The organism is Geomicrobium sp. JCM 19037, assembly GCF_000698105.1.
GTDB lineage: Bacteria > Bacillota > Bacilli > Bacillales > Marinococcaceae > Geomicrobium_A.
The window spans coordinates 52,102-78,386 of sequence record NZ_BAWZ01000004.1 but is presented as its reverse complement, the minus strand read 5'-3'; the positions used below and the strand labels follow the sequence as shown (position 1 = coordinate 78,386).

Here is a 26,285-nt window from a genome sequence, read left to right as displayed (position 1 = left end):
TTTATACACAGAGACAGCTTACACTGTCTTTATTCATAATCATACCACGTAAGACCAATGGACTTCTCGCCAAGATGCGTGCCTATGACCGGGCCGAAGTAAGAAATAGACACTTCAATTTCATCGTACTTCGACGCTAACGTCGCTTTTATTCTTTCTGCTTCTTCAGGAGCATTTGCATGAATGACACATGCTTTCATTTTCCGCCCTTTTTTCGCAGTTTCATCTAACATCTCAAGCACACGATTTAACGCTTTCTTGTATGTCCTTACCTTCTCGTATGGAACGATAACTTTATTCTCAAAAGCTAAGATTGGTTTGATCTTCAGTGCACTACCAATCAAGCGCTGGGCACTGCTTAGCCGGCCTCCGCGATGAAGATGATTAAGGTCGTCAACGATAAAGTACGCACGTATTGCTTGTTTTAACTCTGTCAGACTCGCAAAAATCCGGTCAATATCGTCACCACGCTCAGCCATTTCCGCGGCTCGTTTCACGTAAAAAGCTTGCGGCTCACAACTGATTTCACTATCAAATGGATACACTTTCGCAGACTCAATGGAACGCGCAGCGCTTACTGCCGTCTGGTACGTGCCACTAATCCCACTTGATAGATGAAAAGAAAGAATCGCATCATGATCTTTTGACAATTGCTCAAACTTCTCAATGAAATGACCCAATGCAGGTTGGGACGTTGTTGGTAGATCCGGAGCGTTGCGCATTTTGTCATAAAATGCTTCCGGTGTTAACTCCGTCTCTTCAATTGTTTCCTCACCAAAATTCACACTTAGAGGCAAAACCGTAATATTGTAACGTTCAATGGTATCTTCGTCTAGGTACGCTGTGCTGTCGGTAACAATCGCTATTTTAGACATGCTGGACCTCACTTCTCAGTTTTGTTCCTATATTAACTATAAGGCCTTTTGAAATGAATTGAAAGTTATTACATAAAAAAATGTCGAAGCAGATCGTTATGCTTCGACATTTTTATTTACCTAACCTTTACCCAACCTTTTTTAATCGATTCAACAACTGCTTGAGTACGGTCGTTCACGTTCATCTTCTGTAAAATATTACTTACGTGGTTCTTTACGGTCTTCTCACTAATATACAGATCCTCACCGATCATCCGGTTGCTAAAGCCATCTGTCATTAATTGCAACACTTCACATTCACGCCTCGTTAAGATATGAAGAGGTTTCCTGTATTCGACCTCTCGAAACCCTACTTCATGGCTGTCATGGTCCGCATTTGCACCGTTTCCAGACGCTAACCTTCTGTACTCTTTAATTAAGTTATGCGTCACTTTAGGGTGAATGTACGCCCCACCAGAGCCGACAACTTTGACGGCTTCAATTAAAGCATCTGCATCCATTTCTTTTAACAAGTAGCCAGCAGCTCCTGTCTTAAGAACATGCGTCACGTACGTTTCATCATCGTGAATGGACAAAATAAGCACTTTGATTTCTGGAAAACGTTCAATTAGTTGCTTTGTCGCTTCAACCCCATTAACTCCTGGCATATTAATGTCCATGAGCACAACGTCAGGACGGTGTCTCGCAACAAGGTCAGCAGCTTCACCACCGTCGTCCCCTTCGGCTACAACATCAAAGTCGTGCTCCATGGTTAATATCCGCTTAACCCCTTCACGGAATAACTTATGATCATCAATTAATAGTAGTTTAATTTGATCTTGTTGTTGTTCTATCATTACTCAACTCACCTCTCCGCATTTCAGGTAAATTCACTTCACCCGTTTATCGCGTTAAACTATAACCCAAACTTCTCTCCTAATCATCGCTCGTTGGCACTGTGATGACGAGTTTGGTTCCTCGACCCATCGCTGATTCGATCGCAAATTCACCTTTAAGCATGTTTACACGTTCTTTCATGCCCATAATTCCAAAACTGTCATCTTTCTTTTCTGTATGATCAAATCCTTTGCCGTCATCCGAAATGATTAGCATGATTCGGTCTGTTGTTACTTGAACCTTTACTAAGATTTGATCGGCTTCTGCATGTTTCAAACCATTCTGGACCGCTTCTTGTACGAGGCGAAAAAGAGCAACTTCTAAATTCGGTTCCATACGTGTTTCATTACCGATCACAATAAAGCGCACTTCTGTCTTATCCTCGACACGCTCAGATACAGAACTTAAATATTTCTTTAATGTGGGAATGAGCCCAAGGTCATCAAGCGCCATCGGTCTTAAATCATATATGATTCTTCGGACATCAGCGAGACTTGCCTTAATCGCATGTCGAACATCTTTCACTTCTTTCAGTGCGCTTTCAATTCCTTTATCATTATATGCCCGTTCGATGAGCTCGGCGCGAAGTAAAACATTCGCAAGTAATTGGGCAGGGCCGTCATGAATATCTCTAGCGACCCGTTTTCGTTCCGCTTCTTGAGCTTCAATAATCTTCAATCCAAACTCTTGCTTTTCTTTCGCATCCTCAACGATTTCTCCTACTTCTCGCAAATCACCGATGAGAAAGTTATGAACGACTGAAACTTGTCCAACAAGCAGCTCAGCTCGTGAAATTGTATCTTCTAATTCAAGCAACCTTCGCTCAATATGGTCCCTTCGTTCTCGATGTTGCTTTTCTTCTTGGTTCAGTACTGCGAGTTGTATTTGATGTTCGTTAGCATGCTCGTAAGCTTTGCGAACTTCCTCATTACTATACTTACCGAATTCCTTACTTACTTCTGCAAGACGATTGCGGGCTAATCGTGCATGCATTTCCTTATAGTCTGTTTGTCGAATAATCTCGGCTACTTTGAGTCGGAGATCCTTTAATTCGACTTCCAGCCCCGCATATTCCCTACGTGTTTTCTCGCAAATCTCAAAGATTTGCTCTTTACTATCTCTAACAGTTTCCATCATTTGCTCGATGATTTGGTCGAGCGATTTCTTTGAACTCAATCCAAACCCACCAGTCTTTCGAATCGATAAAATTGACAGCTTGCTGCGATTCGATATGATTATTTTAGCACATTCTTCAGGGTCTAAACGGCTAATAAGAAGAAAAGTTCAAGAAATACCATATTCTGCGACAGTTCTAATACAAACTGCTGACATGTCTGACAGTATCATTTTTATCGCTTTTCGTGTGTTACAAAAAGATTATAATGCAGTTACAGTCTCGAAAGGGGAATTTCCACTTTATGCTCAATTCGTACTATACGATCAAAAAAACAGGCTCAGCCGAACAGACTATCCAAAAATCACGTTTCATTACACATATGAAGCGTGTGTCAACAGAAGATGCAGCGAAAGAATTTATCGATACGATCAAAAAAGACCATTGGAACGCAGCTCATAATTGCTCTGCGTATGTAATTGGTGAGAACGACGACATTCAAAAAGCAAATGATGATGGTGAGCCATCTGGCACCGCCGGTGTCCCTATGCTTAACGTCCTCCTAAAGCAGAATTTAAAAGATACTGTCGTCGTTGTTACCCGCTACTTTGGCGGCATCAAACTTGGTGCCGGAGGCTCATTCGCGCTTATGGAAGTTCAGTGTCACTCGGAACAGAAGAAATTGGTGTCGTTAATCGTCGATTGATGCAAAAATATGATGTACACTGTACGTATGAATTGCTCGGTAAATTAGAAAATGAAATTCGACAATCGAGCTATTTACTGACAGACATTGAATATAATGAACAAGTCACGTTTCACATCGCTGTTCCTTTCGAGGAAAGGTCCACCTTTGAAAGCTGGATGGTAGAAGTTTCAAATGATCGCGTAACGTTTCAGGCAGAAGGAACGTCTTATTTAGAAGAAGATCGATAACTGCTCGACGCAATCTGACAAATTTCCCGGGAAATAAATGATGTAATATCGGTCTTGAAGGAGGAGAAGCATGGAAGAGCGTTCCCATAAATCTAGAATAAGGATGCGTAAGAAGCGGAGGAGGAAGCGACTCGCCATCTTCCTCCTCCTGAGCGCATTTATGATCTTTGCGACCGCAGGTCTCGGGTTGTTATGGATGTGGCAGCAAGCAACCGGCCTCATGGGTGATACATTTGAAGAAATTGACCGATTCAATAACCCGAATGGTCAAGAAGTAGGAAACATCGCCGACGACAACGTTTCGGTTTTATTTCTCGGTGTAGATAATCGAGACGGAGAAGTTTCTGGAATTAGTGATGCGATGATTTTGACGACATTTAATCAAGAAGAACAGTCAGTGAAAATGTTAAGCATCCCACGCGACTCCTATGTTGACATCCCAGGACGACCTGGCCATGAAAAGATCAACCATGCCCATGCGTACGGCGGTCACAATCTTGCCATTGAAACGGTTGAGAACTTTCTGGATGTTCCCATTGATTATTATGTAACGGTAAACTTTCAAGCATTTATAGATATTGTTGATACTTTCGGAGGCATCAATATTGATTCTGATATTTCCTTTAGTGAACAAGACGCCGACGGTAACCACGATCAAATATACATCGAGCAAGGAGAACAAACCCTTTCCGGAGAAGAGGCGCTCGCATATGCGAGACATCGTCAAACCGACGGAGTCCTTGCACGAGGAGAGCGCCATACGGAAGTGATGGTCGCTTTAATTCAAGAAGCCGCATCCATCTCAAACATCGGAAGTTACAATCAAGTGTTTGATAACCTCCAAAACAATATGCGCCATAATTTCGAGTCGTTTCAACAACTCACAGCGTTCCATTCGTACGCGTCATCACTTGATGAGTTGGAACGTTTTCAATTAGAAGGAGAACCAACAAGAATCGAAGGTTCCGAATACATCGTTGTTGATGATCAGTCACTCACACACGCTTCAAACTTGCTAAGGCGTCATTTAGACCTGGATTATGATCCATCCGCCATTCAAAATAATGCAGAACCATCGGAAGACGAACAAACATAATCTGACATTTCCTGCAAATGGATATTTACTTTTATTCTTTGAATCATGTAAAATAGACATTATGTGTATTTACGGAATGAAGTAAGCTCGGAAGGGGCCCACTGTATGGCAAGAGCAACGACGCGATCATTACGTTTACAAAAAAAGAGACGCCGAAGAAAAAGAGTGATCGCTACACTAATCACCCTTGCTTCTGTGGCACTTATAGCAATCGGCGCCGGGCTGGGCTATGCGACTTGGAAAACAGATCAGTTTGTGAGTGATACCGATATACAGCTGGAGCGCGGAAGCGTGTCGAAACAGCGTGAAGCTGCGGTTGATCCTGCCGAAGATAACATCTCTGTCCTGTTTTTAGGTGTGGATGACCGTAGTGGTGAAGTCGCAGGCATCTCTGACGCAATGATACTCGCTACATTTAATCACAGCGAGGAGTCTGTGAAGATGCTTAGCATTCCACGTGACTCTTACGTTAGTATCCCTGGCAGAGCCTCCAACGATAAGATTAACCACGCCCATTCATTTGGCGGAACCGATTTGGCTGTTGAAACTGTGGAGAACTTTTTGGACATACCTGTTGACTACTATGTGACATTAAATTTCCAAGCGTTCATCGACATTGTGAATACGTTTGATGGTGTTGATGTGGAAGCTAGCCACGCCTTCACTGAGCAAGATGCCGATGGCAACCACGATGTTCACCAGATTCAAGCCGGTGAGCAAACGTTGTCTGGTGAAGAAGCTCTTGCATACGTACGCCACCGCAAAAGCGACGGTGACTTAGCAAGAGGCGAACGCCAAACGGAAGTGATTGAGGCGTTAATCGAGGAAGCGACGTCCATTTCAAACATCTCAAACTACAACCAAGTATTTCTAGACTTACAAAACAACATGAACCACAACTTCGAATCCTTTGAGAATATCATGTCATTTCATAATTATGCGTCTGCGGTCAGTGATATTGAGCGGCACCAACTTGAAGGCGAAGGTACGTATGTAAACGGCGTATTTTATTTTGATGTGGACGACACATCCCTTGCTAATTCAAGGAACATGTTAAGAGATCACCTCGAACTCGACGATGAAAATCCGATGAACCGAACAGAAACCGCAGGTGAAAATCAAGGAAACGACTAGTGCTCTATAGGAGCACATGAACAAAACGACGATGGCAAAATCCTTCGTCGTTTTGTTGCGAAAAAAGGAATGTTCATAACAGCTGGTCAACACATGTATATATGTAATAAACTTAAAAGAACATTGTAAGCATGGAGGACAAGATGAAAATCAAACAATCGTTGATTCTTGTTATTCTTCTTCTTATAGCTGGCACCGCTTGGGGCGGGGCATACATCATTGCCCAAACTCAAAACATAACATTTGATGACCCTAATTTAGAGCATGCTGTACGAGAAGAACTACAACTGCCAGATGGCGAACCGATTACACACGATCATGTACAAGCAACAACAACATTGGACCTTTCCAATCAACAAATTAGTAATGTTACGGGTTTAGGAGTATTTAACCGCCTAACTGCACTCGATTTGTCAGAGAACAACATTGAAAACCTTTCTCCGCTAGGTGATTTAGAGCGATTGGACACCCTCACCCTCACAGGGAATCGCATAACAGACCTTGAGCCTATTGCTGGACTTTCAACATTGACTTCTCTAAACGTGCGAGAAAATCATATTGAAACTTTGGAACCTATTTCAGAGCTAATTCATCTGACCGAATTGAACATCAGAGAGAATCGTATCGAGTCACTTCACCCACTTTTGGCGATGGAACAACTGGAAGATTTGAATGCAAGGTACAATAACATCATTGATATTGAGCCAGTCTTGAATTTACCTATGTTAAGGGAACGACTCTACATTGAGGGGAATCCAATAGAAAACATTACGGTGTTGACAGATTTATACGATGAGGTTCAAGACATTGATATCAGCAGACCGGAATATCACATCGATTTTTCTGCCGATGGGGCAGTTTATCAACAAGCACAAACTATAGAACTTGACACATTGGGTGACGCTGAAGGAGTCATCCATTACACTGTGGACGGCACTACTGTTGATGAGGATTCCCCTGTCTATGAAGGCCCATTGAAGTTACAGAAAGCCAAACCATTCGCGCGCAGTTTTTCTCAGAAAACGGGGACACTAGCCCCGAAGTTGGAAATGCGTATATTATTGACGAGGACACCGATTTACCTGTTCTAGCACTTGCTACAGAGGAAGGTAACTTATTTAACGATGAATATGGTATTTATACACCAGGCGTTTATTACAACCCTGATGCTGATGACCCAGATCGCACAGGCAACTATTTTCAGAGCGGGCAACACTGGGAGCGTCCAGTCTTCATGCAAATGTTTGAAACGGATAACGAAATTGCCTTATCACAGCATGCAGGTATACGCATTCACGGCGGTGCTTCTCGTGCATTAGATCGTAAATCTTTACGCTTTTATGCCCGTTCAGACTATGATGAGAATCGATTTAGGCATGAGCTTTTCGGAGAAGAAGAACGAGATATTTTTAATAGATTTATTCTGAGGAATTCTGGTCAAGATTGGAATCGTACACTTTTTCGAGATGCCATGATGCAATCTCTTGTTGAAGATCTCAATATGGAAACACAGTTATCTAGACCTGCAAAGCTTTATATGAATGGTGAAAACTGGGGCGTATTTAACATTCGGGAGCGATATGACCATCATTACTTCCGGTTTGCTCACGATGTAAATCAAGAAGACCTTGATTTACTAGAGAACAACGCAGAAGTTGTAGAGGGTACAGACCGTGAATATAGACAGCTCGTTCATACGATGGCATCTCTTGACCTTAATGATTCTGAGGCCATTAATCACCTGGATGGCGAAATAGATCTCGATAATTTCCTAGACTACCACATCTCTCAAATATACTTTGATAACATTGATTGGCCAAACAACAATGTTAACATCTGGAGAGAAAGACCAAACGGTCAATGGCGCTGGGCGATGTTTGACACCGATTTCGGCTTCGCTCTCCCAACTACAGAATCTTCTTCAATGCATAACGCAATGGATCACGCTACCAATCAATCCGTCGGTTGGTCAACATTTATGCTAAGAAAAGTGTTAGAAAGCGAAGACATGCAAAACGAATTTATTAACCGCTTTGCCCACTACCTAAATACACGTTTTGAAGAGGAACATGTTGTTCAGCGAATTGATGATATGCAAGCGGAAATTGCTTCTGAGATACCAGGGCATATCGAAAAATGGAATGAGCCTGAATCCATGGAAGAATGGGAATACCAGGTTGAGATTTTAAGAGAGTTTGCGATGGAGCGCCCCGCATATAACCGAGCGCATATCGCAAATCACTTTGAACTTGACGGTACGAGTGAATTAACGATTGATAATATAGAAACAAGCAACTGGTCAATTGCCAATCAGGATGCTTCCTCACTCCAAGAAGGTGGTCCGGAGAATATTTCACGAATACACCCATCGCTTTTGACTTCGATGACGATCAGATTGAAGCTGTGTCTACAAACGACGATGTAGCATCTATTAATGAAGATCTGTCAGTGGAATTGCATAATCCTGGCGAAGCAAGCGTAACATTTCGAAGCGGTGATCAAGAGGTATTGACTGTTACGTTCAACACAAGACACTTCAATCAAGAGGAACACTTCATTGAGGCGGATAGCAATGGGCAACTTCCTCAATCTGAAGGTGTCGAGCAATGGGTTAGCAGTAATGAACGTCACATTACCGTCCATGAAGACGAGACGTACACATCGAACCAACTCGGAACAGCTACCCTGTTTGGTTTAAATGAAATGAGTGATATTGTAGAAATTCATCACACTCATGTCGTTGATATTGCTGAACCTGGATCAACAATACTTGCTGATCAGGAGGAAGTTATTAATTATATTGGTGGCTGGTCAACGGGGGAATCAAGTGGTGGACATTTAAGCAGGCATGCTAGAGAAGTCAATGCATCTGCTGAGTTCACATTCACTGGAACTGGCTTTCGATGGTTCGGAATTCCTGATGAGGCACATGGGTCAGCAAACCTATATCTAAACGGTGAACTGTTTGACACGATCGAACAAGGAGATGCTACCGACGACCTTATCTATGAAATTTCTAACCTTGAAGAAGGACAGCACACAGTTACAATTGAAGTTGGCCAATTAGATGAGAATGAGCGCATTCACATTGATCAGGTTGACATCTTAGATTAAAAGAAAAGAGTGCCCCTCAAAAAATGCGAGGGACACTCTTTTTTAATTCGGTTTAGTAAAATATAGCTGTGTAAAGTACGGACGGTTTGCATTCTCTTCATCAAATGCGACGCCGATACCTGTGTGAGTGTAATGCCCTAACATTGCTTCTCGATGTCCATGTTCTGAATTCATCCAGCCTTCCACAACATCAATTGGCACTACTTGACCTCTAGCCAAGTTCTCCGCTGCAGATCTAAATTCAATACTATTGTTTTCCATACGATCAAAAGGCCCGACACCGTTAGGGTCATAATGACTAAAGTATTGATTACTTGCCATATCTCTACTATGTGCTAAAGCCGTTTCAGTTGCTCCTGCATGATGTTCAAGTGCACCTAATTCATGCCCTGCTCTCATCGCGTCACAAGTGTGAACAATTCCTCTTCAAAGAGGTCCCGCACATGCCCTGATGACTCTGGATAATACTGGTCATACGCATCTTCTACCTCTTGGTCAATGGCAAATACGCTAGAAATGGTGTTTTCTGTATGACTGTCATAATAAAATGTCACATAGTTTCCATTGATGTTATACAGACCTTTATTTTCGTTTGTGATTCGATAACGCGTATTCCCTTTTACGATAGATGCTTCGGGTTGACCGTATTCGCTTTCTACAACGGAACGATCTGTCCCTTTCGTAATATCGTTGTCTGCTCGCCAATTTCCTTGTGGTGTCAGCGCAGCAACCACTTCTCCATTACTCACGCCGTATTGCATGTAATTGGAATAATCATCATGGTAAATATGCCACTCAAAATCATAAACACTTTGTAATGTTTTCTCGGGATTACCGTGTAAATTTACGAGCCTTTGTTCTGAATCCCCTAACTGGACTCCCCCAAACGATCCTTGTTCTCCATAAAACGTTTCATTCGTATGTTCCGGGCGATATTCCTCATTTATTGCCCTCGCCATAAACACACTGAATTGAGCACGGCTGACGTGTTCCTGAGGTGCATAACTTCCATCACCTTTACCCGTTGAGATGAAATTCGTGACGACAGGGGCAATTTCATCGTATGCATAGTGCAAGGGGCTCAAATCTCTAAACTGTACGGAACGGTCTGCTTCAAGTTCAAAAGCTCTCGTTAGCACAGCACTCATTTGCGCACGATTTAGTGGCTCCCCAGGATTAAAATCACCGTTACTTCTTCCTGTCATAATTCCCGCTTCATTTACTTGCTGGATGGCTTCATAGTTGCCATGAGATTCATCCACATCATTAAAATTAGCTGATCCAGAACCTTCAAGATCAAGCGCTCTAGACAACATGACAGCAGTCTGTGATCGTGTAATTTCTTGGCCTGGACGGAAATTCCCATCACTGAATCCGCGGATAATCCCTTCATCACTTATGTAATGAATTTCTTCTTCTGCCCAATAACCTTCTGAAACGTCATGGAACGTTTGTGCATCAGCTACTGAAATTGACACAAACAAAAGCGAAGTAGATAATAGAGCAACAAATGTCTTCTTCACAAATAGTCCTCCTATGCAATTGTTAGTTTAATAATAACAAAGATTTCTAGAAATTAGGTAAGAATCCCTTATATAAATGTACGTATTCATTTATTAAACGTTTCATATCACGTAAAAACCACACCGAGATGGTGTGGTTTTTTATTAGCGATAAAAGTCTAACGTGCCTTGATAGAGTGCTTCACCTGCTCTAGCCGGGTAGCCTGGTTGACGCATGATCGCTGCATCTCCACTATTCGTAAGGAACCCAAGCTCTACCAATGTTGCCGTCATATTCGTATTACGTAAAACCGAGAAGTTTGCACTATCAACACGACGATGGTGCATACCAGTGTCACGAACGAGACGGTTTTGCATGACTGTTGCTAATCTACGGCTATCAGCACCATCATTAGGGTGATAGAACGTTTCCGCTCCTCTAGCACTTGAGTTAAATGCGTTTGCATGCACACTAACGAAAAGGTCCGCATTCGCACGGTTTGCAATTCTCGCACGATCGATCAGTTCAATAAATGTATCATTGGTTCTCGTCATAATGACGTTTGCGCCGCCGTTTTCTAAACGTTGTGCGTATTCACGGGATACTTGAAGGTTAATCGTCTTCTCAACAAGTCCGTTGCCTACAGCACCTGAGTCTCTTCCACCGTGACCTGCGTCAACGACGATCGTCCGGCCTGCTAAAGGACCTGTACCACTAGATGCTAGGTTCAAATGATCCATGTGAGTATAACCAGTGCCACCATTGTAGCGAATTTCAACCCACGGACCACCATTTACAAAGTTGTAAATATCAACTTGTGTTCCTCTAGCAAGGCGGCCAATATTTGTTGACGACCCGCTTGGACGATCTCTTACGACAAGTCCATCGAAGGTTACAGTGCCTGTATCAATAACTTCACCCGCGTTGATGACATTTAAATAATCAGAATGCGTGTAGGCGACTTCACCATCATACGTAATTTTTACCCATGGACCACCATTTACATACTCGTAAATGTCGACCATCGTGCCGTTGCTAAGCTTTACGATAATATTACTTGAACCATTTGGCTGTTCCCGGACAGCAAGCCTTGTAGAAGCATCTACAACACCTGTTGCTATCTTCTCACCAAGCTCTTCCTCTTCTTCAGGAGGCGTTGGGTTTGGATCATTTGTAACGGTGCGCAAATAATCTGCACTCGTGTAGGCTACAACTCCGTTAAAATTAAACTTCACCCAAGGGCCGCCATTCACATATTCATAAATGTCGACACGGTCACCTTCAGTTAAGGATCCAACACGATTAGCTGAACCACTTGCTGCATCACGAACCGCTAACGTGTGGTGGTTAACGACCGCTTGTTCAATAACTTCATAGTCTCCGTCACTTAAAGGAGGCAGAATATTGAGGTAATCTGCACTTGTGTACGCAACCGTTCCATTGAAATCGAACTTAACCCAAGGACCACCGTTCACATATTCATAAATCTCAATCTGGTCGCCTTCTTGAAGACTACCTACACGCTCAGACGAGCCACTCGCTGATGCTCGAACTGCTAACGTATGGTGATTCACCACCGCACGTTCAATCACTTCAAGAGTGTCTTCTGCTGGTTGTTCTGGTTCTGTGTCCTCATCTTCATCAATGATTCGAAGGTGATCTAAATGGGTATAAGCAAACTGCCCATCAAATTGGATAAGCACCCATGAGCTACCTTCCTCATAATCATAGATGTTTATCTCGTTGCCTTCGTACAACGTTCCAACACGTTCAGACGTTCCACTCGCCGACGCTCTTACTGCAAGGGCATGATGGTCCACGATGGCACGGTCAATAACTTCTCGTTCCTCAATTTCCTCATCTTGTTCTTCATCTATATCTTCATCTTCTGGTTCATTGTTTGCTTGAACAATATAAGAACTATGTACATAACCCGTACTAGATTGATATTCAATTTCATACCATGTACCCTCTTCATGAATATCAATGACAGTTACAACTTGACCGTTTCTTAACTGGCCAATAGCCGCATTCGATGTACCAGGACCTGATCTAACATTTAGAGTTGAAGAAACGACAACCGTTCCCTCAAAAGGCACTTCTTCAACAGCTGCTTCTGCGATTGATGCCTCCCCAAAAACTCCTCCATGGATGTCAGTGAACCATGATGCACATACAAATACTGCTAACAGAGCCAGTATGGAAGCTTTATGACGCATTTGTGCCAAAACTCCTTTATTCAATTTAGTTGTTTTCCAATTACACTCCTTCCTTATTACTATATTTTTTGACCCTGAAATATAGCATATCATGGTAAAACATGTCATAACATAACAATTAGATTACAATTATGTCGAAAGATTGTAGAATTTCTAGTGATAAAATCACTATGTTTGCGAAATACGTCGACCATTCATGAACAACTCTTGGTACACTCTTTTCTTTTTCCTTCTATTCTTTTAAAATGGATGAGATGCACCTGATGCAAAACTTCTACTTGAACATAAAAGGAGTCCGCCATGAAGAAACTTACCCCGCTATTTTTTACGGCGATATTATTGACTGGTTGTTCAACCATGGGCATGGAACGTCACGTAGCCAATGAACAAGAAATTGATATCGAAAAATACGGTTATGAAGAGGATGAGGACTTTTTACTCAATGAATCTGTCATGTATCACATTGCCGACATGAGTCGTACGGAGCATTTATCTACAAGTAATTTGCAAAGCATCTTTACCGACGAAATTGAGGCAGGTAATTATAATGAATTTATTGTGTTTTTTCGCGATTGGCGAGAAGAAGAACCTGAAGAAGCTGCACCTTTTACCAACCACTATTATGACTCACTTTTAGCACACATTGAAAGCCCGTTCCCTTCTTCTGAACAATTAATTCCTGATGCCATTGCAACGTTTGAATCTCAATACAACGCTGACCAAGAAGACGCTACTCGCCTTCTTCGTTACGCACGTTCATTAATGGAATCAGGATATAATGTTGAACAAGGAGCCGAGTTGATCTTTAAGTGGCAGGAGACTGTCCCTCAAGAGGAACTGGGTAGCGAAGGGATGTTCTCAATTGCACGTGCCCATCACCTTATTGGTGAATATGAAGAAAGTGTAGCCATTTATGATCAGATCGCTGCGCTTTCCCCAGATGATGCATTAGTCTACTACTTACAAAGCCAAGCATACCGAGAAATGGGAGACGAAGAAAGTGCACAAGATGCGATGGACATGGCCTTCTCCCCAACACGCAACTTGATTGCTAACTATGGTGACGATACGTACGATTTTTATCTACAATTCTTAGCTGAAAGCACGGAATGAAGGGAGACCTCATATGTTTAAGACCGTCAAGAAATTCATGCCAGACCATCAACAAAAACAATTAAAGAAATACGAACGGATTACTGAAGATGTTAATGCACGGGAAGAGGGTCTTCAAACGTTAACCGACGATGAACTCAAGGAAAAGAGTCATGACCTTAGATATCGAGTTCAAGAAGGGGCATCGATTGAAGATGTGACAGCTGAAGCATTTGCACTCGTAAGGGAAGCTGCCCACCGCGTTCTCGCATGCGCCCTTTTGACGTACAACTTTTCGGAGCATTGCCATTAGTCAAGGCGATATCGCGGAGATGGGCACAGGTGAAGGGAAGACGCTCGTCGCGGCACTTCCTAGCTACTTACGTGCACTTGAAGGCAAAGGCGTACACGTCATTACCGTAAATGACTATTTAGCCAAACGTGACTTTGAAACGATCGGGCAAGTTCATGAATTTCTCGGACTGACCGTCGGTCTAAATTATGCTCAACTTGCACCAGAAGGGAAACAAGAGGCGTACAATGCCGACATTACGTATGGTGTAGGAAGCGAATTCGGCTTTGATTACTTAAGAGATAATATGGCGACTTCAGCGAGTGAGCGCGTGCAGCGTCCCTTCCACTACGCAATTATTGACGAGATTGACTCGGTGTTGATTGATGAAGCGAAAACACCCCTTGTCATAGCCGGAAAAACGATCGTCCATCCGAACCTTTACTATGTGTGCGCCAGGATGGCACGCTCTTTCAAAGAAGATAAAGACTATTCCTATGATCGGATCGCTCGCTCAGTAAACCTTACGGATCAAGGCATTACGAAAGTCGAACGCGCTTTTGGTATTGATAATCTGTATGACCTTGATCACCATGTGCTCTACCATTTCGTCCTTCAAGCACTACGTGCAAAAGTCATGTTCCATAAAGATGTTGACTACATTATTGACGAGGGCGCAATCAAGCTCGTTGATATGTTTACAGGAAGAATCATGGAAGGTAGAAGCCTCGGTGAAGGACTTCACCAAGCCATTGAAGCTAAAGAAGATTTGGAAATTACGCAAGAGAATAAAACTCAAGCGACGATTACCGTTCAAAACTACTTCCGGATGTACTACCTTGTCAGGAATGACCGGGACCGCGAAAACGGAAGAGGAAGAAATGCAACAATTGTACGGTATGGATGTGATCCAAATACCACCAAATCGTCTGCGTATTCGGGAAGATCACGAAGACGTTGTGTTTTCAACCGTTGATCAAAAATACCGAGCAGTCGCTGAAAAAGTGAAAACCCTTCATAAGAAGGGTCAACCTGTTATTGTAGGCACAGCTTCCATCATTCAATCAGAGACGGTGGCTACTTATCTAGATGGAGCAGAAATACCATATGAACTTCTCAACGCGAAAAGCGTGGAAAATGAAGTACAACTCATTTCTCTTGCTGGCCAAAAAGAACAAGTGACCATCGCAACAAACATGGCAGGAAGGGGCACCGACATTATGCTCGGTGAGGGCGTGGCAGAGCTCGGAGGCCTTTTTATTCTTGGAACGGAGCGTCACGACAGCCGACGTATTGACAATCAACTTAAAGGCCGTTCTGGCAGGCAAGGTGACCCTGGAGAAACGCAACTATACATTTCACTAGAAGATGATATGGTGCAACGCTTTTCTCGCGAAGACATTGAAGACTTATATCCATCGCTCGAGATGGACGACGACGGCGTTGTTAAAAACAAAGAAGCAAAAATCATTATTGATAAAGCACAAGAAATGAGCGAACAAGGAAACTTCTCGATTCGTGAATACAACTTGAAATTGGATAACGTCATTTATGATCAACGAAAAGTTATTTACGAGTGGCGCGATAAAGTGATGGCGTCTGACGACCCTCTTTCTCTATGGATTGAAAGCTTAACATCAGCCACTGATAAACTGATTACTGAACATACCCCAGAGGATGACGTTCCTGAAAACTGGCACCTTGATCAACTAAAAGAAACGCTATCGGTTATGGTACCCGTCATGTCTGAGTACACATTCGCAGGTGTAGAAGAGGCGAAAGACATTCACCGGACGACACATGAAGCGCTCGATCGTTATCTAGAAATCTTAGACCCTTTGAAAGAAAAAAGTGGCGTTCAAGCACAAGCGCGGAAAGTACTGCTAAGTGTCATCGACGCTTATTGGTTAAAACAGCTAGAAGACATGGCCAAGCTAAAAGAAGGCATTAACTTACGCTCTTACGGTCAAGAAGACCCTTTGCGCACGTATAACAAAGAAGGCTTTGAATTGTTTACTCGAATGTATGACCAAATTGAGCGCGATGCTTCGATGTATCTGGCACGCATTTTACGACCGTTAACATCCGTAACTAAAGGAGTGAAGAACCATGCGTAATTTTTTTTCTAAGAAAAATGCAGATGTAAAAATGGAAGGCAGTGAAACACCTGTAGCTTCTGGTGATTATTTTTCTGGAGACGCGGCTGGTGAAGACACAACAACTGCGCACGTTGACACAGAGTTATCCATTCACCCAGATTGGAAACTCCCCCAAGAAGACGTCTATTCATTCCGGTTTTTAAACATAGAATGTGATTCGCTACTTCCAAATCAACTATCTATTGCTGGCATTAAACTGGACGATAAAGATAGTGAAGATTGGGGGCTTGATGCGACTGTTTTCTTTCGTCATAGCATGAATAAAACGATTGAGCTTGGAGAAACTACCCTCGCCCTACTGGATCAGAACGACCAAGTACTGGGTCGAAAAACACTGAGCCTAAAAGAAGTCGGTAAACTCCCACCAAAAAGCAGCCGCCCGTGGGTCATTCCGTTTACAAAAGATGAACTAAACATCGAGGAAAAACCCGAAGAAGGATGGAAAGTCGTCTTTCAGTTAAAGCCATCTGCACGCAAACACTCTTTAGACCTCGACGAAAAGTGGCAAAAAACATTGCCGAGTAAGGATATTCAAGATCTAGAATCACTTGTCGAGCGACTAGACAAACCAAAAGCGACAGAGGTTAACTTACTCGGGTTAAAGGCAGCCAAACGTGACAATGGAGACATTCAACTCATCATTCTCATCCGGAATGGTTCGGAAAAAACCGTCAACTTAGAAAAGGTACCTCTCGTGTTAGAAGATGCTGCGGGTGATGAATTAGCGAAAGCTGTTTTTTCTCCAAAAGACTTGAAAGTAAAGGCGAACACAAGCAAGCCATGGGTCTTTATTTTTCCTGAGAAGATGATAAAGAAAGAAGAATATTCAATTGATCAGTGGAAAGTTTACATGCCTAAATCTTCTTAAACAGCCACCCGATCTATGATCCAACACAAGGCTGATATGAATCATCAGCCTTGTGTTCTATCAGGAGGAAAAATGCGCGTAAAATCTATATTTTTTATTATGTTGTTATTTGTCTTTTCACTTGGGTTATGGATGTTTGCTTACTTTCTAGCAGAAAGCCAAAACACCGCAATTAAAGATCCAAACTTATTGCATGCTGTTCAGCAAGAACTACAGTTAGAGGAACATGAAACCCCGACTGTTGATAGGATTCAGACGTTAACGAGCTAGATGCTTCTGGAATGCAAATTGAGAGCATCGAAGGAATTGAGCAGTTAGACCGTCTCACCACAATTGATTTATCAGATAATAAGATTAGTGATTTAGAATCTATTCGTTCCATAGACACGCTAGAACAAGTGAATATACGGAACAACCAAGTGCATGACCTCTCACCCCTTGAAGAGTTATCACAACTGCACACTATTAACTTGAGAGAAAACAACATACAAACACTTGAACCATTAGCTGAGCTAGAAAATTTAGTAAACATAAACATTCGCGAAAATCAAATTGTAGACTTGAGCCCTCTTTCAGACATGGAGTTATTAGAAGATCTCAATGCTCGCTATAACGAAATAACTTCTATTGAACCCATAATCCATCTTCCGGAGTTGCGACAACGTTTGTATGTGAATGGCAACCCGCTTGAAGATGCGATGCTATTATCAGAGGTGTATGATCTTATTCTAGATATTGACATCCCTCGACCTGAATATGGCATCGTTTTTTCAGAAGCGGGTGGCGTTTATGAGGATCGTCAAGATATTGAGCTGTCCACTCGAGGAGAGGCCGACGGAACAATCCGCTACACAACTGACGGTAGCGAAGTAACGGCAGAAGATCAAGAGTATAGCTCACCAATACCTGTAGCAAATAGTACAACGATTCGTGCCCAGTTGTTCACGAACAATGAGGATGCAACACGTGAGTACGGACAATCGTACATCATTTCTGAGTCACCTTCAATGCCGATCATCTCCATCTCAACTGATCGAGCCAATTTGTTTGATGAAGAATACGGAATCTACACACGAGGGTTTATTACAATCCGGACTCACTTGAGCCGACCGGCAATTATATGCAAAGCGGCCGGGAGTGGGAACGACCGGTATTTATGCAAATGTTTGAAGACGATAAAACCGTTTTGTCTCAACACGCCGGCATCCGGATTCACGGTGGGCATTCACGTTCGGTAGATCGCAAATCGCTACGATTTTATGCTCGGGAAGATTATGGCAATGCACGATTTAACCACGAACTGTTCGGTGAAGGTGAACGTGGCGCTTTTAATCGATTCATTCTACGCAATTCAGGACAAGATTGGAATCGTACACTTTTCCGTGATGCAATGATGCAAGAGCTTGTAAGTGATCTAAACATGGAAACCCAGCTCTCTCAGCCTACCAACCTATACGTGAATGGTGAAAACTGGGGTGTGTTCAACATACGCGAACGTTTTGATAATCACTACTTCCGCTTCGCTCACGATGTCGAAGAAGAAGACCTCGACCTATTGGAAGGAAATGGGGAAGTTGTTGAAGGGGGTAACCGAGATTATCGGGCTCTCATTGATTACGTTGATACGAAGGATATGGAAAAAGATGAACACTTTACCGTCGTCTCTAATCAAATGGACATGGATAACTTTTTGGATTACTATATCGCCCAAATCTATTTTGGAAATATGGATTGGCCACAAAATAATGTGAACATGTGGCGCGAACGCCTGAAGGGAAATGGCGTTGGGCATTGTATGACACAGATTCTGGTTTTGGTTTACCCGCTACCGGACATACATTCGCTCATAATACACTGCACTGGGCAACCGAAGGAGCACCTGAATGGTCGACCTCCTTGTTCAGCTCATTGCTTGACAACCCATCTTTTAGAGATGAATTCATCCAGCGTTTTGCACATTATACGAACACGATTTTCTCTGATAACAGAGTTCTTTCTACCATTGACGAGATGAAAACTGAGCTTGAACCAGAAATGCAAGCACATATTGACCGTTGGGGCGAGCCGGCATCGATGGAAGAATGGGAGCTGCATGTTGAACGTTTGAGAAACTTCCAAGACGTACGCCCTGAGTATGTACGCTCGCATCTCATTAGCTATTTTGAATTGCAAGGCGATGCACAAATGACCGTAGAAAGTAGCAACATTGATCACTGGTCAATTGCCGGACAATACGGTGGAGAACTGCAAGAAGGCTGGACAGGTCAATACTTTACAAACACACAACTTCCTGTTCATTTTCCTGACGCTACCGCATATGCAAGCTCGAGTGATGAAGATATTGCGTCTGTGACAGACGACCATGAGATCATTTTGATAGATGAAGGAGCGGCTGAGGTTTCCTTCTTTGATGAAAACGACAATGAGCTCCTCGTATTATCATTTACCGTGAGTCATTATGAAACCTATGACAACGAAACGATTGATACAGAAACAAGTGGAACGATTGAACAACCGAACGCAAGCACATGGATGAGTTCATCACCTGACATCATTGAAGTCGATGATGAAGTTCATTCAATGCTTTAGAACCAGGAGATACAACACTAACTGCTTACGATGAAAACGAACAACTCTTAGCCATTTATGAGTATTCGGTTACAGGCATTGCCCAACCTGGAGACGAACTACCGGCAACGAGCAGCTACTTGCAGTTTAGTTCTCAATGGGAGAGGGCGGACCGTGACGATATTACCGATCATGTTGCGTTCACCTCCAGACAACCTGGTGAATCTGTTAGTTTCCAATTTCAAGGGACTGGCTTTCAATGGTACGGTGTGCGTGATCAACACGCCGGAACAGCTACCATCTCTGTGAATGGCGAGGAAGTCGATACCGTTAACACGTACGGTTCTACCGATACAAATGTACAACTGTTTGAACTGTCGGATCTCGAATTCGACACCTACACTGTCACCATAGAGATTAATGAAGAGAACAACCCAGCTTCTCACGATCGGAATATCTATTTAAGCCAAATTACAATTGACGAATAGCAAAAAGTGCACATCCAAATGGATTGTGCAGCTTTTTTGCTAGCGTTATATCATTATTTATTCGGCTTGATAATCAAGCAACCTCTTCATAAACTCAGCGAAGTGACCTCGAGAGATTGGCTCTCCTGGACGGAATGTGCCGTCGCTATAGCCCGTAGTAATACCTGCTGATGACAAGCGCGAATGGCTTCCAGTTGCTCAGGATCTCGGCTTGATACGTCTGTAAAATCTTGCGCAGTATCATCTGCTCTAGACCATATGCACGCGTTAAAATCAACGCCATTTGACCACGAGTCAAATTGTTGCCAGGATTAAATTCATTTGTCGAAGACCGGCCTTGTATCCATCCTTGCTCTGTAGCGATAGCAATCACACCAAAAGATGGGTGACTTTCACGTACATCCACGTACCCAGGGTTTGGCGCTGTTTCACCGACTAAGCCAAACTCTCTTACAAGAACAGCAGCTATTTGTTGTCTGGCTACATCATTGCTCGGACGGAATGTGCCATCTGAATGCCTTGGAAGAAGCCTCTATCTACGCCGAAATATATGGCTTCTCTATTCGGGTGACTTGAGCTTACATCTGTGAATTCAAAAGCTTGGGGCTCTTCAACAACGACCGGAATCGTCGTTGAAACTTCTCCAATCGTAATGGTGACCTCTCCTTCTCCAGGTCTCGTTGCAGCAAATCTACCTCGGCTATCAATTCTCCCGACATTCCCTACAACTTCTTTTTCAACGTCCAGACCATCATGACGTATTCTTGTGCCTTCACCATCTTTTGGAGATACATCTAATGCGACACGCTCGTCCACTCCGACAGTGATTTCTGTTGGGACTCCCCAATCATGAATAGTATCCGTTGAACGTACGGTTCTTCCCGATAATTCCTCGCCGCCATGTTCAACAAATATTCGCGCACTGCTAGCTACAGAATTGACATGCACTGTACCACCTTCTACTGTTCCGATTGATGAGCTTACATTCAAGTCTGCTCGGGTGGACACTGCTTCACCAAGCGCATTAAGAAGAGATACGTCTGGTGTAAATGATGAACCGATCAAAAACTGATTCCCACTACCAAAGTCAATTGTTCCTTGAATAGGGGTATTGCGGTCACCGGTAAACCCAACTTGCAATGTTGACGGAACCGAGCGCTGACTACCAGGCAATGAATTAAGCACACGTAAATCCCCTTGCTCAAGACCTACGAGCGTCGTTGAACCTCCACCATCAAAATTAAGGGCTGTGTGAGCACCAAGATCTCTCATATGCCGCGCAAGATCCATAAGATTCATATTGTCAACAGTAACCATAAATACTTCATCACCGTCACGACTCACACCGACAGCTGAGCGTTGCGTCGCAGTTCTTGCCCGCCATGAATTCGTATCCATACTAATGTCAACTTGACTGTTTCGCACGAGTTGCGGACCACTACCAAGTAACAGTTCGGCATTTCTCCATGTAGAGTTAACAGATGCTTCAACAGAGACTGTATCCCCTGGCTCCAAATGGCGAAGCTGATCTGCAGCATTTCCATGGCCAGACAAAATAAAGCCTGAGCTTGGAATCCGTTGATTTCCAGGTTCTCCATACGAGTGAATGCTTTCGACTGTGCCTCAATTCGGTCGCCGAAGCCAAACGTGTTTAACGTGTCTTGATTGGCTCCGCGAATGACGACATCCACCCCATATTCATTTGTGCCACTCCGTTCAGTTACAAACTGCGGAGTGTACATCGTTAGTGTATTTGCAGCACGCTGCGCGTTCATATTATGTATTGTAAGGGACCTTCCTGCACCATCTCCTGATAGGGCACTATCAAATCGATCAATTCTTGCTTTTCCGTCCTCCGTAACGCCAAAAACAATTGGGTGCTGTCGATAATGGCTACTATCTGGTGAATCCGTACCATAATTAATAATTCGGTTATGTTCTGTAATCAGACTGAACGGCAAACGATTCGTATCATTCATCTCAAAAAAAGAGGCATTGACCCCGCCAATGACTGCAAATCCTTCTCTAGATGAATCTTTTGCATGTTGCAACGTCGTTTTCAAGCGGTTTATCGGCTCTGCATACGATACACCCATCTGTGTGTCGGGATCGTTCAAATCTACTTTAAGGTGATGATTATTGCCGCTAGAGTGATGTTCAACTCCAGGTGATAGAGATTGCGCATTCGCTTCTGCCACAAGAAGTGGAGCAGCAAGTGCAAACACTCCTAAAGATCGAAACAATTTAGACTTCACACTTTTCCACCTTCCTTTTTCATAGTTTTATAGATGTAGCGTAAGTGAAATGTCACAAACTGTCAATACTTGGAGAATACTCCGACAATATTCCGAACTAAAGAAGTCTAACTTTAAATCCCCTGGTTTTTGTGTAGTTTTTAACTTCCCTCTATCCCCACGTCGTAGGGAATTTTATAGCATTTTGCCAACTTGTACAGAGACGTGGGCGCGCGTGGTCATCCTCAATGACTCTTTTATGTGACAATTGGTTCAGCTCTTTAAGCGCCCCACACTCTAAGTTACATGTGAACCATCGGGTCCGGTCCGATCTTTGTGAGGATTCCAACAACATAAAGCGTTGCAATTGTTAATGATTCCATCATTGAACGGCCTATGTGGGGATATAGCCTTTCTATGTGAGAATTCCATAAAAAAAGGGTTCCTCATTCATGAAACTCCCATTATAGACATGGGCTATGTGGGATTTTCAATTTGTAGTAAGCGAAACAGAGATATACGGTTTTTAATTTACCTTATTTAGTAATCTTCGACAGATGATATCGCCCTTATGTTTGGAGAGCGAGCAAGAACAGCGCAAATAAGGAAAAAACTAAAGTTCAACACGTGTCGAAAATGCACTCTCCCCTAAGAAGAGCATGTTTAACGTAGCTTCTATATAAGTTGAACTAAAGAATTTCTTCAAAACGAGTGGTAAACCGACCGTTAAAGTCCTAAATTACGCATTATAGAAGACGTATGTTCATGATTCATAGCAGATGTAGCAATGACTGGTTCTATAGCCGTCACTCCCCTTATTGAAAACCACTTGTTCAACAACGTCGTCTATACAATACCGTTGATTGCGCCAAAAGGCGGTGACGCCTGCGGAAGAAGGGCCGCCATGAGACGCCGTGCGCCGGAAGAAGGGCACTGAAATAAAGCAACTGAAAACCCCATATCGGTCAGAACAAATTTGCGTGAACGACTAAACTAGAAAGTAATGCGCTTTTCCTTAGGAATTCCAGTGATCGGCTTCCGGCTATGTTGATTCTTTGGCCTACACCCACCCCGAAGTACCAACATGCTGTCGGCGCGAGCCTCGCCGAACGGAGACCGGTTTGGCTTCGGTCCCGTTGGGCCGACAGGTTGCTCGCTTATGGGCATTGGATCTGCGCTCCAGTTGGAAGAAACTGTGCGCAAGTTTAGCGGAATGAGCGCCGAAATCATTAAACTAGGCAAACTTGCGCGCAGAAAGTGTAAACTAGCGCGCAAAATGGCACCCAGCACCGCGCTCCCCCCTAACCCAACACTCAACAGCGCAAATTAGGAAAATCTAAAGTTCATTCTATATAGACAGTTTACTCGTGAGAAAGTTCGTACTACATTCTTTATATAAATGTAACGGTTCTTTCATAACAGCGTACTACATCATAAGGGGCAAAATGTCGTTGAAAATGCATCTATCGATTTTGTGTGTGTCGGTGTATAATGAAAGCATTGTGCTTGTTTGCTTAAACAAGTATGGAGATTGGTTTATGTGAGGTGAAAGGCGTGCTTCTCTATACATAGAGACGCTGCTTCCATATATGAGAGTCGGGATTATCGGAAATTACGGACATAACAACAACGGTGATGAAGCCATTCTATTAGGGATCTTAGCGCAATTGCAAGTGATAGGCATACCTAAGGAGAATGTTGTCGTTTTCAGTAATTATCCAAACAAAACTGCTAAACAATATAATATTCGCGCCGTTCCTCTAGTCATTAAAAAAGGAAGTGCTCTTCCCTCTGCACGTGCTACTTTAAAGCAGGCAAAAAAAGTGATGAAAGAGCTCGATCTTGTCATCATCGGTGGCGGCGGCCTACTTATGGACATGTATCGTCGTGATGCTCCGCTCTACAGTTCTCTTGGAACGATGGCAAAGCGGTGTGGATGTCGATTAATCATCCATTCAGTCGGTGCTGGACCAATTCGAACACGTGTTGGTACTTTTTTCTTGCGTCGACTCGTAAAAGCGGCAGATGCGGTGAGCGTGCGAGATAATGTGTCCAAACAACTCATTGAAAAAGTCTCAGGAAGACGAGATATCGAAGTGGTTTCTGATCCTGCATTCGCAATTCCGATGCCACCGAAACGTCAACAAACAGAGCAGCTTATTAAAGTGGGAATTACAGCTGCCCCTTATTACAGCAAACAATACTGGCCTGTTCACGATGAACAGAAATACCAACAATACATTCGAGGTATGGCTAATGCAGCAGACCAACTGATTGAACAACATCGAGCAGAAGTGACGTTTTTCTCAACAAAGTATCCACAAGATACTGAAGTGAGTAAGGACATCCAGGCATTAATGGCTCATCGTGAAAAAGCGCAAATTATTGACCGTCAATTGCTCCCCGACGACATCATGCGCGTATCGTCAGAACAAGACATCGTCATTGGCACACGCCTACACTCGTTGATCTTGTCAGTAACGGTCGGTACACCCGTTATTGGTGTTGAATATCATCATAAAGTAAGGCACTTTATGGAGGCCATTAACGAAGAAGCTTTCAGTCTACAGATTGGTAAACATGGAGACGGAATCGTACAGGCCGTTGACACCTTTCAAAAACAATGGCCTGACACGCAAGCAAGAATTGCGAGGAAATCAGCAGAACTTCACCACGAAGCCTTCCGAAGCTTAGAGAATATTGAAGTACTGCAACCATCCGGTCCAGTCCAGAAAAATCGTCAAGAAAGTGATGGTGGACAACCTTCATGAACATCTTTGCATACCCTAAAGAGAAAGCGAATCAGCTAGCGCTCACCGGAGTACTAATCCTTGTACTTTGGACAACCATTAACCTTTTATTCACTAGAGTATGGTCCATCTTTCCAGGCATCGTTGGTTATTTCGGTGAAGGACTACTCGTTCTTATTCTCGGGTACGTGTTATTCCACCCTGACCTTGGTCGCAAAAACATCTGGCATAAATTAAAAAACCCAATAAATTTTAGCTTCCTATTATTTGTCGGGTTTGCATTTTTAAGTATGTTTATGAACAACGTACCGTTTGCTCAAGGTATTTTCGGATTACGTGCTCTTTTTCAATTCGTTTTGCTCGTCATTATCATTCTACTATTGGATGTGCCTTTTCGCTGGGTCAAAACGTTGTTTTACGCCATTATTGGTATGGCACTCATTCAAGCTATCGTTGGGATTATTCAAGTCATTGCAGGGATTCCACTGCCACTACATAATATGGAAGAACGAAGAAGTGTCGCCATAGGCGAGGAAATTCGAGCCTTTGGGTTTATGGATTCCAGTAACACCCTTGCTGGTTTTCTAATTGTTGCGATTCTCTTAATCGCCCTTTACCTATTTATGTATCGATCAGGAATACCGAAAAAACATAAAGCCATCTTCATTGGTATGATTGCCATTATGGCTATCGCGCTTACGTTGACATTCTCAAGACAAGCTTTCCTAGCTCTCATCGGTTGTCTTGGGCTGATTGGACTTTTATTCAGGCACAACAAGACGTTCCGCATTATGCTCATCGTCTCCATCGGTCTCGGCGTATTATTTGTTGTTGGTTATGGTCTCGCTCTCCTATTTTTAGAAGGGTTTGCTCAACGGAACTTCTACACGTTCGACTTTTCGAGAAACTACCGTGTACTTATGATGCTTGCAGGTTTGCAAGTCTTCATGTTCAGCCACTAATTGGG

General features: G+C 43.1%; 21 protein-coding genes and 3 pseudogenes. 15 read left to right on the top strand and 9 right to left on the bottom strand.

Annotation, left to right across the window (positions count from 1 at the left end):
• Positions 1-29 precede the first annotated feature (29 nt).
• From JCM19037_RS03610 to JCM19037_RS03600, 3 genes are all read right to left on the bottom strand, one after another.
• Positions 30-875 (bottom strand): DegV family protein, encoded by an 846-nt coding sequence (locus JCM19037_RS03610; RefSeq protein ID WP_042397967.1) that lies wholly within the window; start codon positions 873-875, stop codon positions 30-32.
• A 116-nt stretch (positions 876-991) separates the two neighbouring features.
• Entirely contained in the window at positions 992-1,711 is a 720-nt protein-coding gene (locus JCM19037_RS03605; RefSeq protein WP_042397964.1) for a response regulator transcription factor, read from the bottom strand.
• 79 nt (positions 1,712-1,790) lie between these two features.
• A complete protein-coding gene (locus JCM19037_RS03600) occupies positions 1,791-2,927 on the bottom strand; it encodes a sensor histidine kinase (RefSeq protein ID WP_042397962.1) in 1,137 nt (378 codons plus the stop codon).
• Positions 2,928-3,169: 242 nt separating this feature from the next.
• Between JCM19037_RS03600 and JCM19037_RS03595 the strand changes: the two are divergent.
• The 6 genes and pseudogenes from JCM19037_RS03595 to JCM19037_RS03570 all read left to right on the top strand — a co-directional run bounded on the left by JCM19037_RS03595 (position 3,170) and on the right by JCM19037_RS03570 (position 9,145).
• Positions 3,170-3,801, top strand: a pseudogene (locus JCM19037_RS03595) (YigZ family protein).
• Between the two features lie 70 nt (positions 3,802-3,871).
• The gene (locus JCM19037_RS03590; RefSeq protein WP_042397958.1) at positions 3,872-4,897 is read left to right on the top strand and encodes an LCP family protein; all 1,026 of its coding nucleotides are present in this window, start codon (positions 3,872-3,874) and stop codon (positions 4,895-4,897) included.
• 105 nt (positions 4,898-5,002) lie between these two features.
• Entirely contained in the window at positions 5,003-6,031 is a 1,029-nt protein-coding gene (locus JCM19037_RS03585; protein ID WP_042397956.1) for an LCP family protein, read from the top strand.
• A 143-nt stretch (positions 6,032-6,174) separates the two neighbouring features.
• Positions 6,175-7,122 (top strand): leucine-rich repeat domain-containing protein, encoded by a 948-nt coding sequence (locus JCM19037_RS03580; RefSeq protein ID WP_042397953.1) that lies wholly within the window; start codon positions 6,175-6,177, stop codon positions 7,120-7,122.
• 143 nt (positions 7,123-7,265) lie between these two features.
• Positions 7,266-8,456 (top strand): CotH kinase family protein, encoded by a 1,191-nt coding sequence (locus JCM19037_RS03575; RefSeq protein WP_042397952.1) that lies wholly within the window; start codon positions 7,266-7,268, stop codon positions 8,454-8,456.
• Complete coding sequence (locus tag JCM19037_RS03570) at positions 8,435-9,145, top strand: hypothetical protein (RefSeq protein ID WP_152548929.1); 711 nt, start codon at positions 8,435-8,437, stop codon at positions 9,143-9,145. Before JCM19037_RS03575 ends, JCM19037_RS03570 begins: the two co-directional genes overlap by 22 nt.
• A 42-nt stretch (positions 9,146-9,187) precedes the next feature.
• Here JCM19037_RS03570 and JCM19037_RS03565 read toward each other — a convergent pair whose 3' ends face one another.
• The 3 genes from JCM19037_RS03565 to JCM19037_RS21985 form a co-directional block, all read right to left on the bottom strand.
• Positions 9,188-9,544 (bottom strand): CAP domain-containing protein, encoded by a 357-nt coding sequence (locus JCM19037_RS03565; protein WP_042397947.1) that lies wholly within the window; start codon positions 9,542-9,544, stop codon positions 9,188-9,190.
• Complete coding sequence (locus tag JCM19037_RS21990; protein ID WP_052363504.1) at positions 9,541-10,668, bottom strand: S-layer homology domain-containing protein; 1,128 nt, start codon at positions 10,666-10,668, stop codon at positions 9,541-9,543. Before JCM19037_RS21990 ends, JCM19037_RS03565 begins: the two co-directional genes overlap by 4 nt.
• A gap of 144 nt (positions 10,669-10,812) precedes the next feature.
• Entirely contained in the window at positions 10,813-12,867 is a 2,055-nt protein-coding gene (locus tag JCM19037_RS21985; protein WP_052363503.1) for an SH3 domain-containing protein, read from the bottom strand.
• A gap of 300 nt (positions 12,868-13,167) precedes the next feature.
• Here JCM19037_RS21985 and JCM19037_RS03550 point away from each other — a divergent pair, with 300 nt between their 5' ends.
• From JCM19037_RS03550 to JCM19037_RS03515, 7 genes and pseudogenes are all read left to right on the top strand, one after another.
• Complete coding sequence (locus tag JCM19037_RS03550) at positions 13,168-13,980, top strand: hypothetical protein (protein WP_042397944.1); 813 nt, start codon at positions 13,168-13,170, stop codon at positions 13,978-13,980.
• A 13-nt stretch (positions 13,981-13,993) separates the two neighbouring features.
• A pseudogene (gene secA2, locus JCM19037_RS28165) lies at positions 13,994-16,368 on the top strand (accessory Sec system translocase SecA2).
• Entirely contained in the window at positions 16,361-17,278 is a 918-nt protein-coding gene (locus tag JCM19037_RS03540) for an accessory Sec system S-layer assembly protein (protein ID WP_042397943.1), read from the top strand. Before secA2 ends, JCM19037_RS03540 begins: the two are co-directional and overlap by 8 nt.
• A gap of 72 nt (positions 17,279-17,350) precedes the next feature.
• Entirely contained in the window at positions 17,351-17,548 is a 198-nt protein-coding gene (locus tag JCM19037_RS03535; RefSeq protein WP_042397941.1) for a hypothetical protein, read from the top strand.
• 11 nt (positions 17,549-17,559) lie between these two features.
• Positions 17,560-18,516 (top strand): leucine-rich repeat domain-containing protein, encoded by a 957-nt coding sequence (locus JCM19037_RS03530; protein WP_042397940.1) that lies wholly within the window; start codon positions 17,560-17,562, stop codon positions 18,514-18,516.
• A pseudogene (locus JCM19037_RS29850) lies at positions 18,399-19,867 on the top strand (CotH kinase family protein). The gene JCM19037_RS03530 and the pseudogene JCM19037_RS29850 overlap by 118 nt, the downstream one beginning before the upstream one ends.
• A gap of 119 nt (positions 19,868-19,986) precedes the next feature.
• The gene (locus JCM19037_RS03515) at positions 19,987-20,334 is read left to right on the top strand and encodes a hypothetical protein (protein ID WP_042397935.1); all 348 of its coding nucleotides are present in this window, start codon (positions 19,987-19,989) and stop codon (positions 20,332-20,334) included.
• A gap of 57 nt (positions 20,335-20,391) precedes the next feature.
• Here the strand turns inward: JCM19037_RS03515 and JCM19037_RS29845 are convergent, their stop codons facing one another.
• The 3 genes from JCM19037_RS29845 to JCM19037_RS03505 form a co-directional block, all read right to left on the bottom strand.
• Positions 20,392-20,511 carry an S-layer homology domain-containing protein gene (locus JCM19037_RS29845; protein WP_081829023.1) on the bottom strand — a complete coding sequence of 40 codons (120 nt, stop codon included), beginning with the start codon at positions 20,509-20,511 and terminating at the stop codon, positions 20,392-20,394.
• Positions 20,480-20,740: an S-layer homology domain-containing protein gene (locus tag JCM19037_RS03510; RefSeq protein ID WP_042397932.1), complete on the bottom strand. Its 261-nt coding sequence runs from the start codon at positions 20,738-20,740 to the stop codon at positions 20,480-20,482. The genes JCM19037_RS29845 and JCM19037_RS03510 overlap by 32 nt, the downstream gene beginning before the upstream one ends.
• Positions 20,741-20,814: 74 nt before the next feature.
• The gene (locus JCM19037_RS03505; protein ID WP_193744649.1) at positions 20,815-21,888 is read right to left on the bottom strand and encodes a phosphodiester glycosidase family protein; all 1,074 of its coding nucleotides are present in this window, start codon (positions 21,886-21,888) and stop codon (positions 20,815-20,817) included.
• Positions 21,889-24,157: 2,269 nt separating this feature from the next.
• Here JCM19037_RS03505 and JCM19037_RS03495 point away from each other — a divergent pair.
• Together JCM19037_RS03495 and JCM19037_RS03490 are read left to right on the top strand one after the other, a co-directional pair.
• A complete protein-coding gene (locus JCM19037_RS03495; protein WP_042397924.1) occupies positions 24,158-25,339 on the top strand; it encodes a polysaccharide pyruvyl transferase family protein in 1,182 nt (393 codons plus the stop codon).
• The gene (locus tag JCM19037_RS03490) at positions 25,336-26,280 is read left to right on the top strand and encodes a hypothetical protein (protein ID WP_042397921.1); all 945 of its coding nucleotides are present in this window, start codon (positions 25,336-25,338) and stop codon (positions 26,278-26,280) included. The genes JCM19037_RS03495 and JCM19037_RS03490 overlap by 4 nt, the downstream gene beginning before the upstream one ends.
• Positions 26,281-26,285: the final 5 nt, after the last annotated feature.

What these genes read in the sequence shown, in the direction of transcription:
- JCM19037_RS03610 (WP_042397967.1), bottom strand. Translation starts at nt 875, where the DNA reads ATGTCTAAAATAGCGATTGTTACCGACAGCACAGCGTACCTAGACGAA.
- JCM19037_RS03605 (WP_042397964.1), bottom strand. Translation starts at nt 1,711, where the DNA reads ATGATAGAACAACAACAAGATCAAATTAAACTACTATTAATTGATGAT.
- JCM19037_RS03590 (WP_042397958.1), top strand. Translation starts at nt 3,872, where the DNA reads ATGGAAGAGCGTTCCCATAAATCTAGAATAAGGATGCGTAAGAAGCGG.
- JCM19037_RS03585 (WP_042397956.1), top strand. Translation starts at nt 5,003, where the DNA reads ATGGCAAGAGCAACGACGCGATCATTACGTTTACAAAAAAAGAGACGC.
- JCM19037_RS03580 (WP_042397953.1), top strand. Translation starts at nt 6,175, where the DNA reads ATGAAAATCAAACAATCGTTGATTCTTGTTATTCTTCTTCTTATAGCT.
- JCM19037_RS03575 (WP_042397952.1), top strand. Translation starts at nt 7,266, where the DNA reads ATGCAAATGTTTGAAACGGATAACGAAATTGCCTTATCACAGCATGCA.
- JCM19037_RS03565 (WP_042397947.1), bottom strand. Translation starts at nt 9,544, where the DNA reads ATGAGAGCAGGGCATGAATTAGGTGCACTTGAACATCATGCAGGAGCA.
- JCM19037_RS21985 (WP_052363503.1), bottom strand. Translation starts at nt 12,867, where the DNA reads ATGCGTCATAAAGCTTCCATACTGGCTCTGTTAGCAGTATTTGTATGT.
- JCM19037_RS03550 (WP_042397944.1), top strand. Translation starts at nt 13,168, where the DNA reads ATGAAGAAACTTACCCCGCTATTTTTTACGGCGATATTATTGACTGGT.
- JCM19037_RS03540 (WP_042397943.1), top strand. Translation starts at nt 16,361, where the DNA reads ATGCGTAATTTTTTTTCTAAGAAAAATGCAGATGTAAAAATGGAAGGC.
- JCM19037_RS03535 (WP_042397941.1), top strand. Translation starts at nt 17,351, where the DNA reads ATGCGCGTAAAATCTATATTTTTTATTATGTTGTTATTTGTCTTTTCA.
- JCM19037_RS03530 (WP_042397940.1), top strand. Translation starts at nt 17,560, where the DNA reads ATGCAAATTGAGAGCATCGAAGGAATTGAGCAGTTAGACCGTCTCACC.
- JCM19037_RS03495 (WP_042397924.1), top strand. Translation starts at nt 24,158, where the DNA reads ATGAGAGTCGGGATTATCGGAAATTACGGACATAACAACAACGGTGAT.
- JCM19037_RS03490 (WP_042397921.1), top strand. Translation starts at nt 25,336, where the DNA reads ATGAACATCTTTGCATACCCTAAAGAGAAAGCGAATCAGCTAGCGCTC.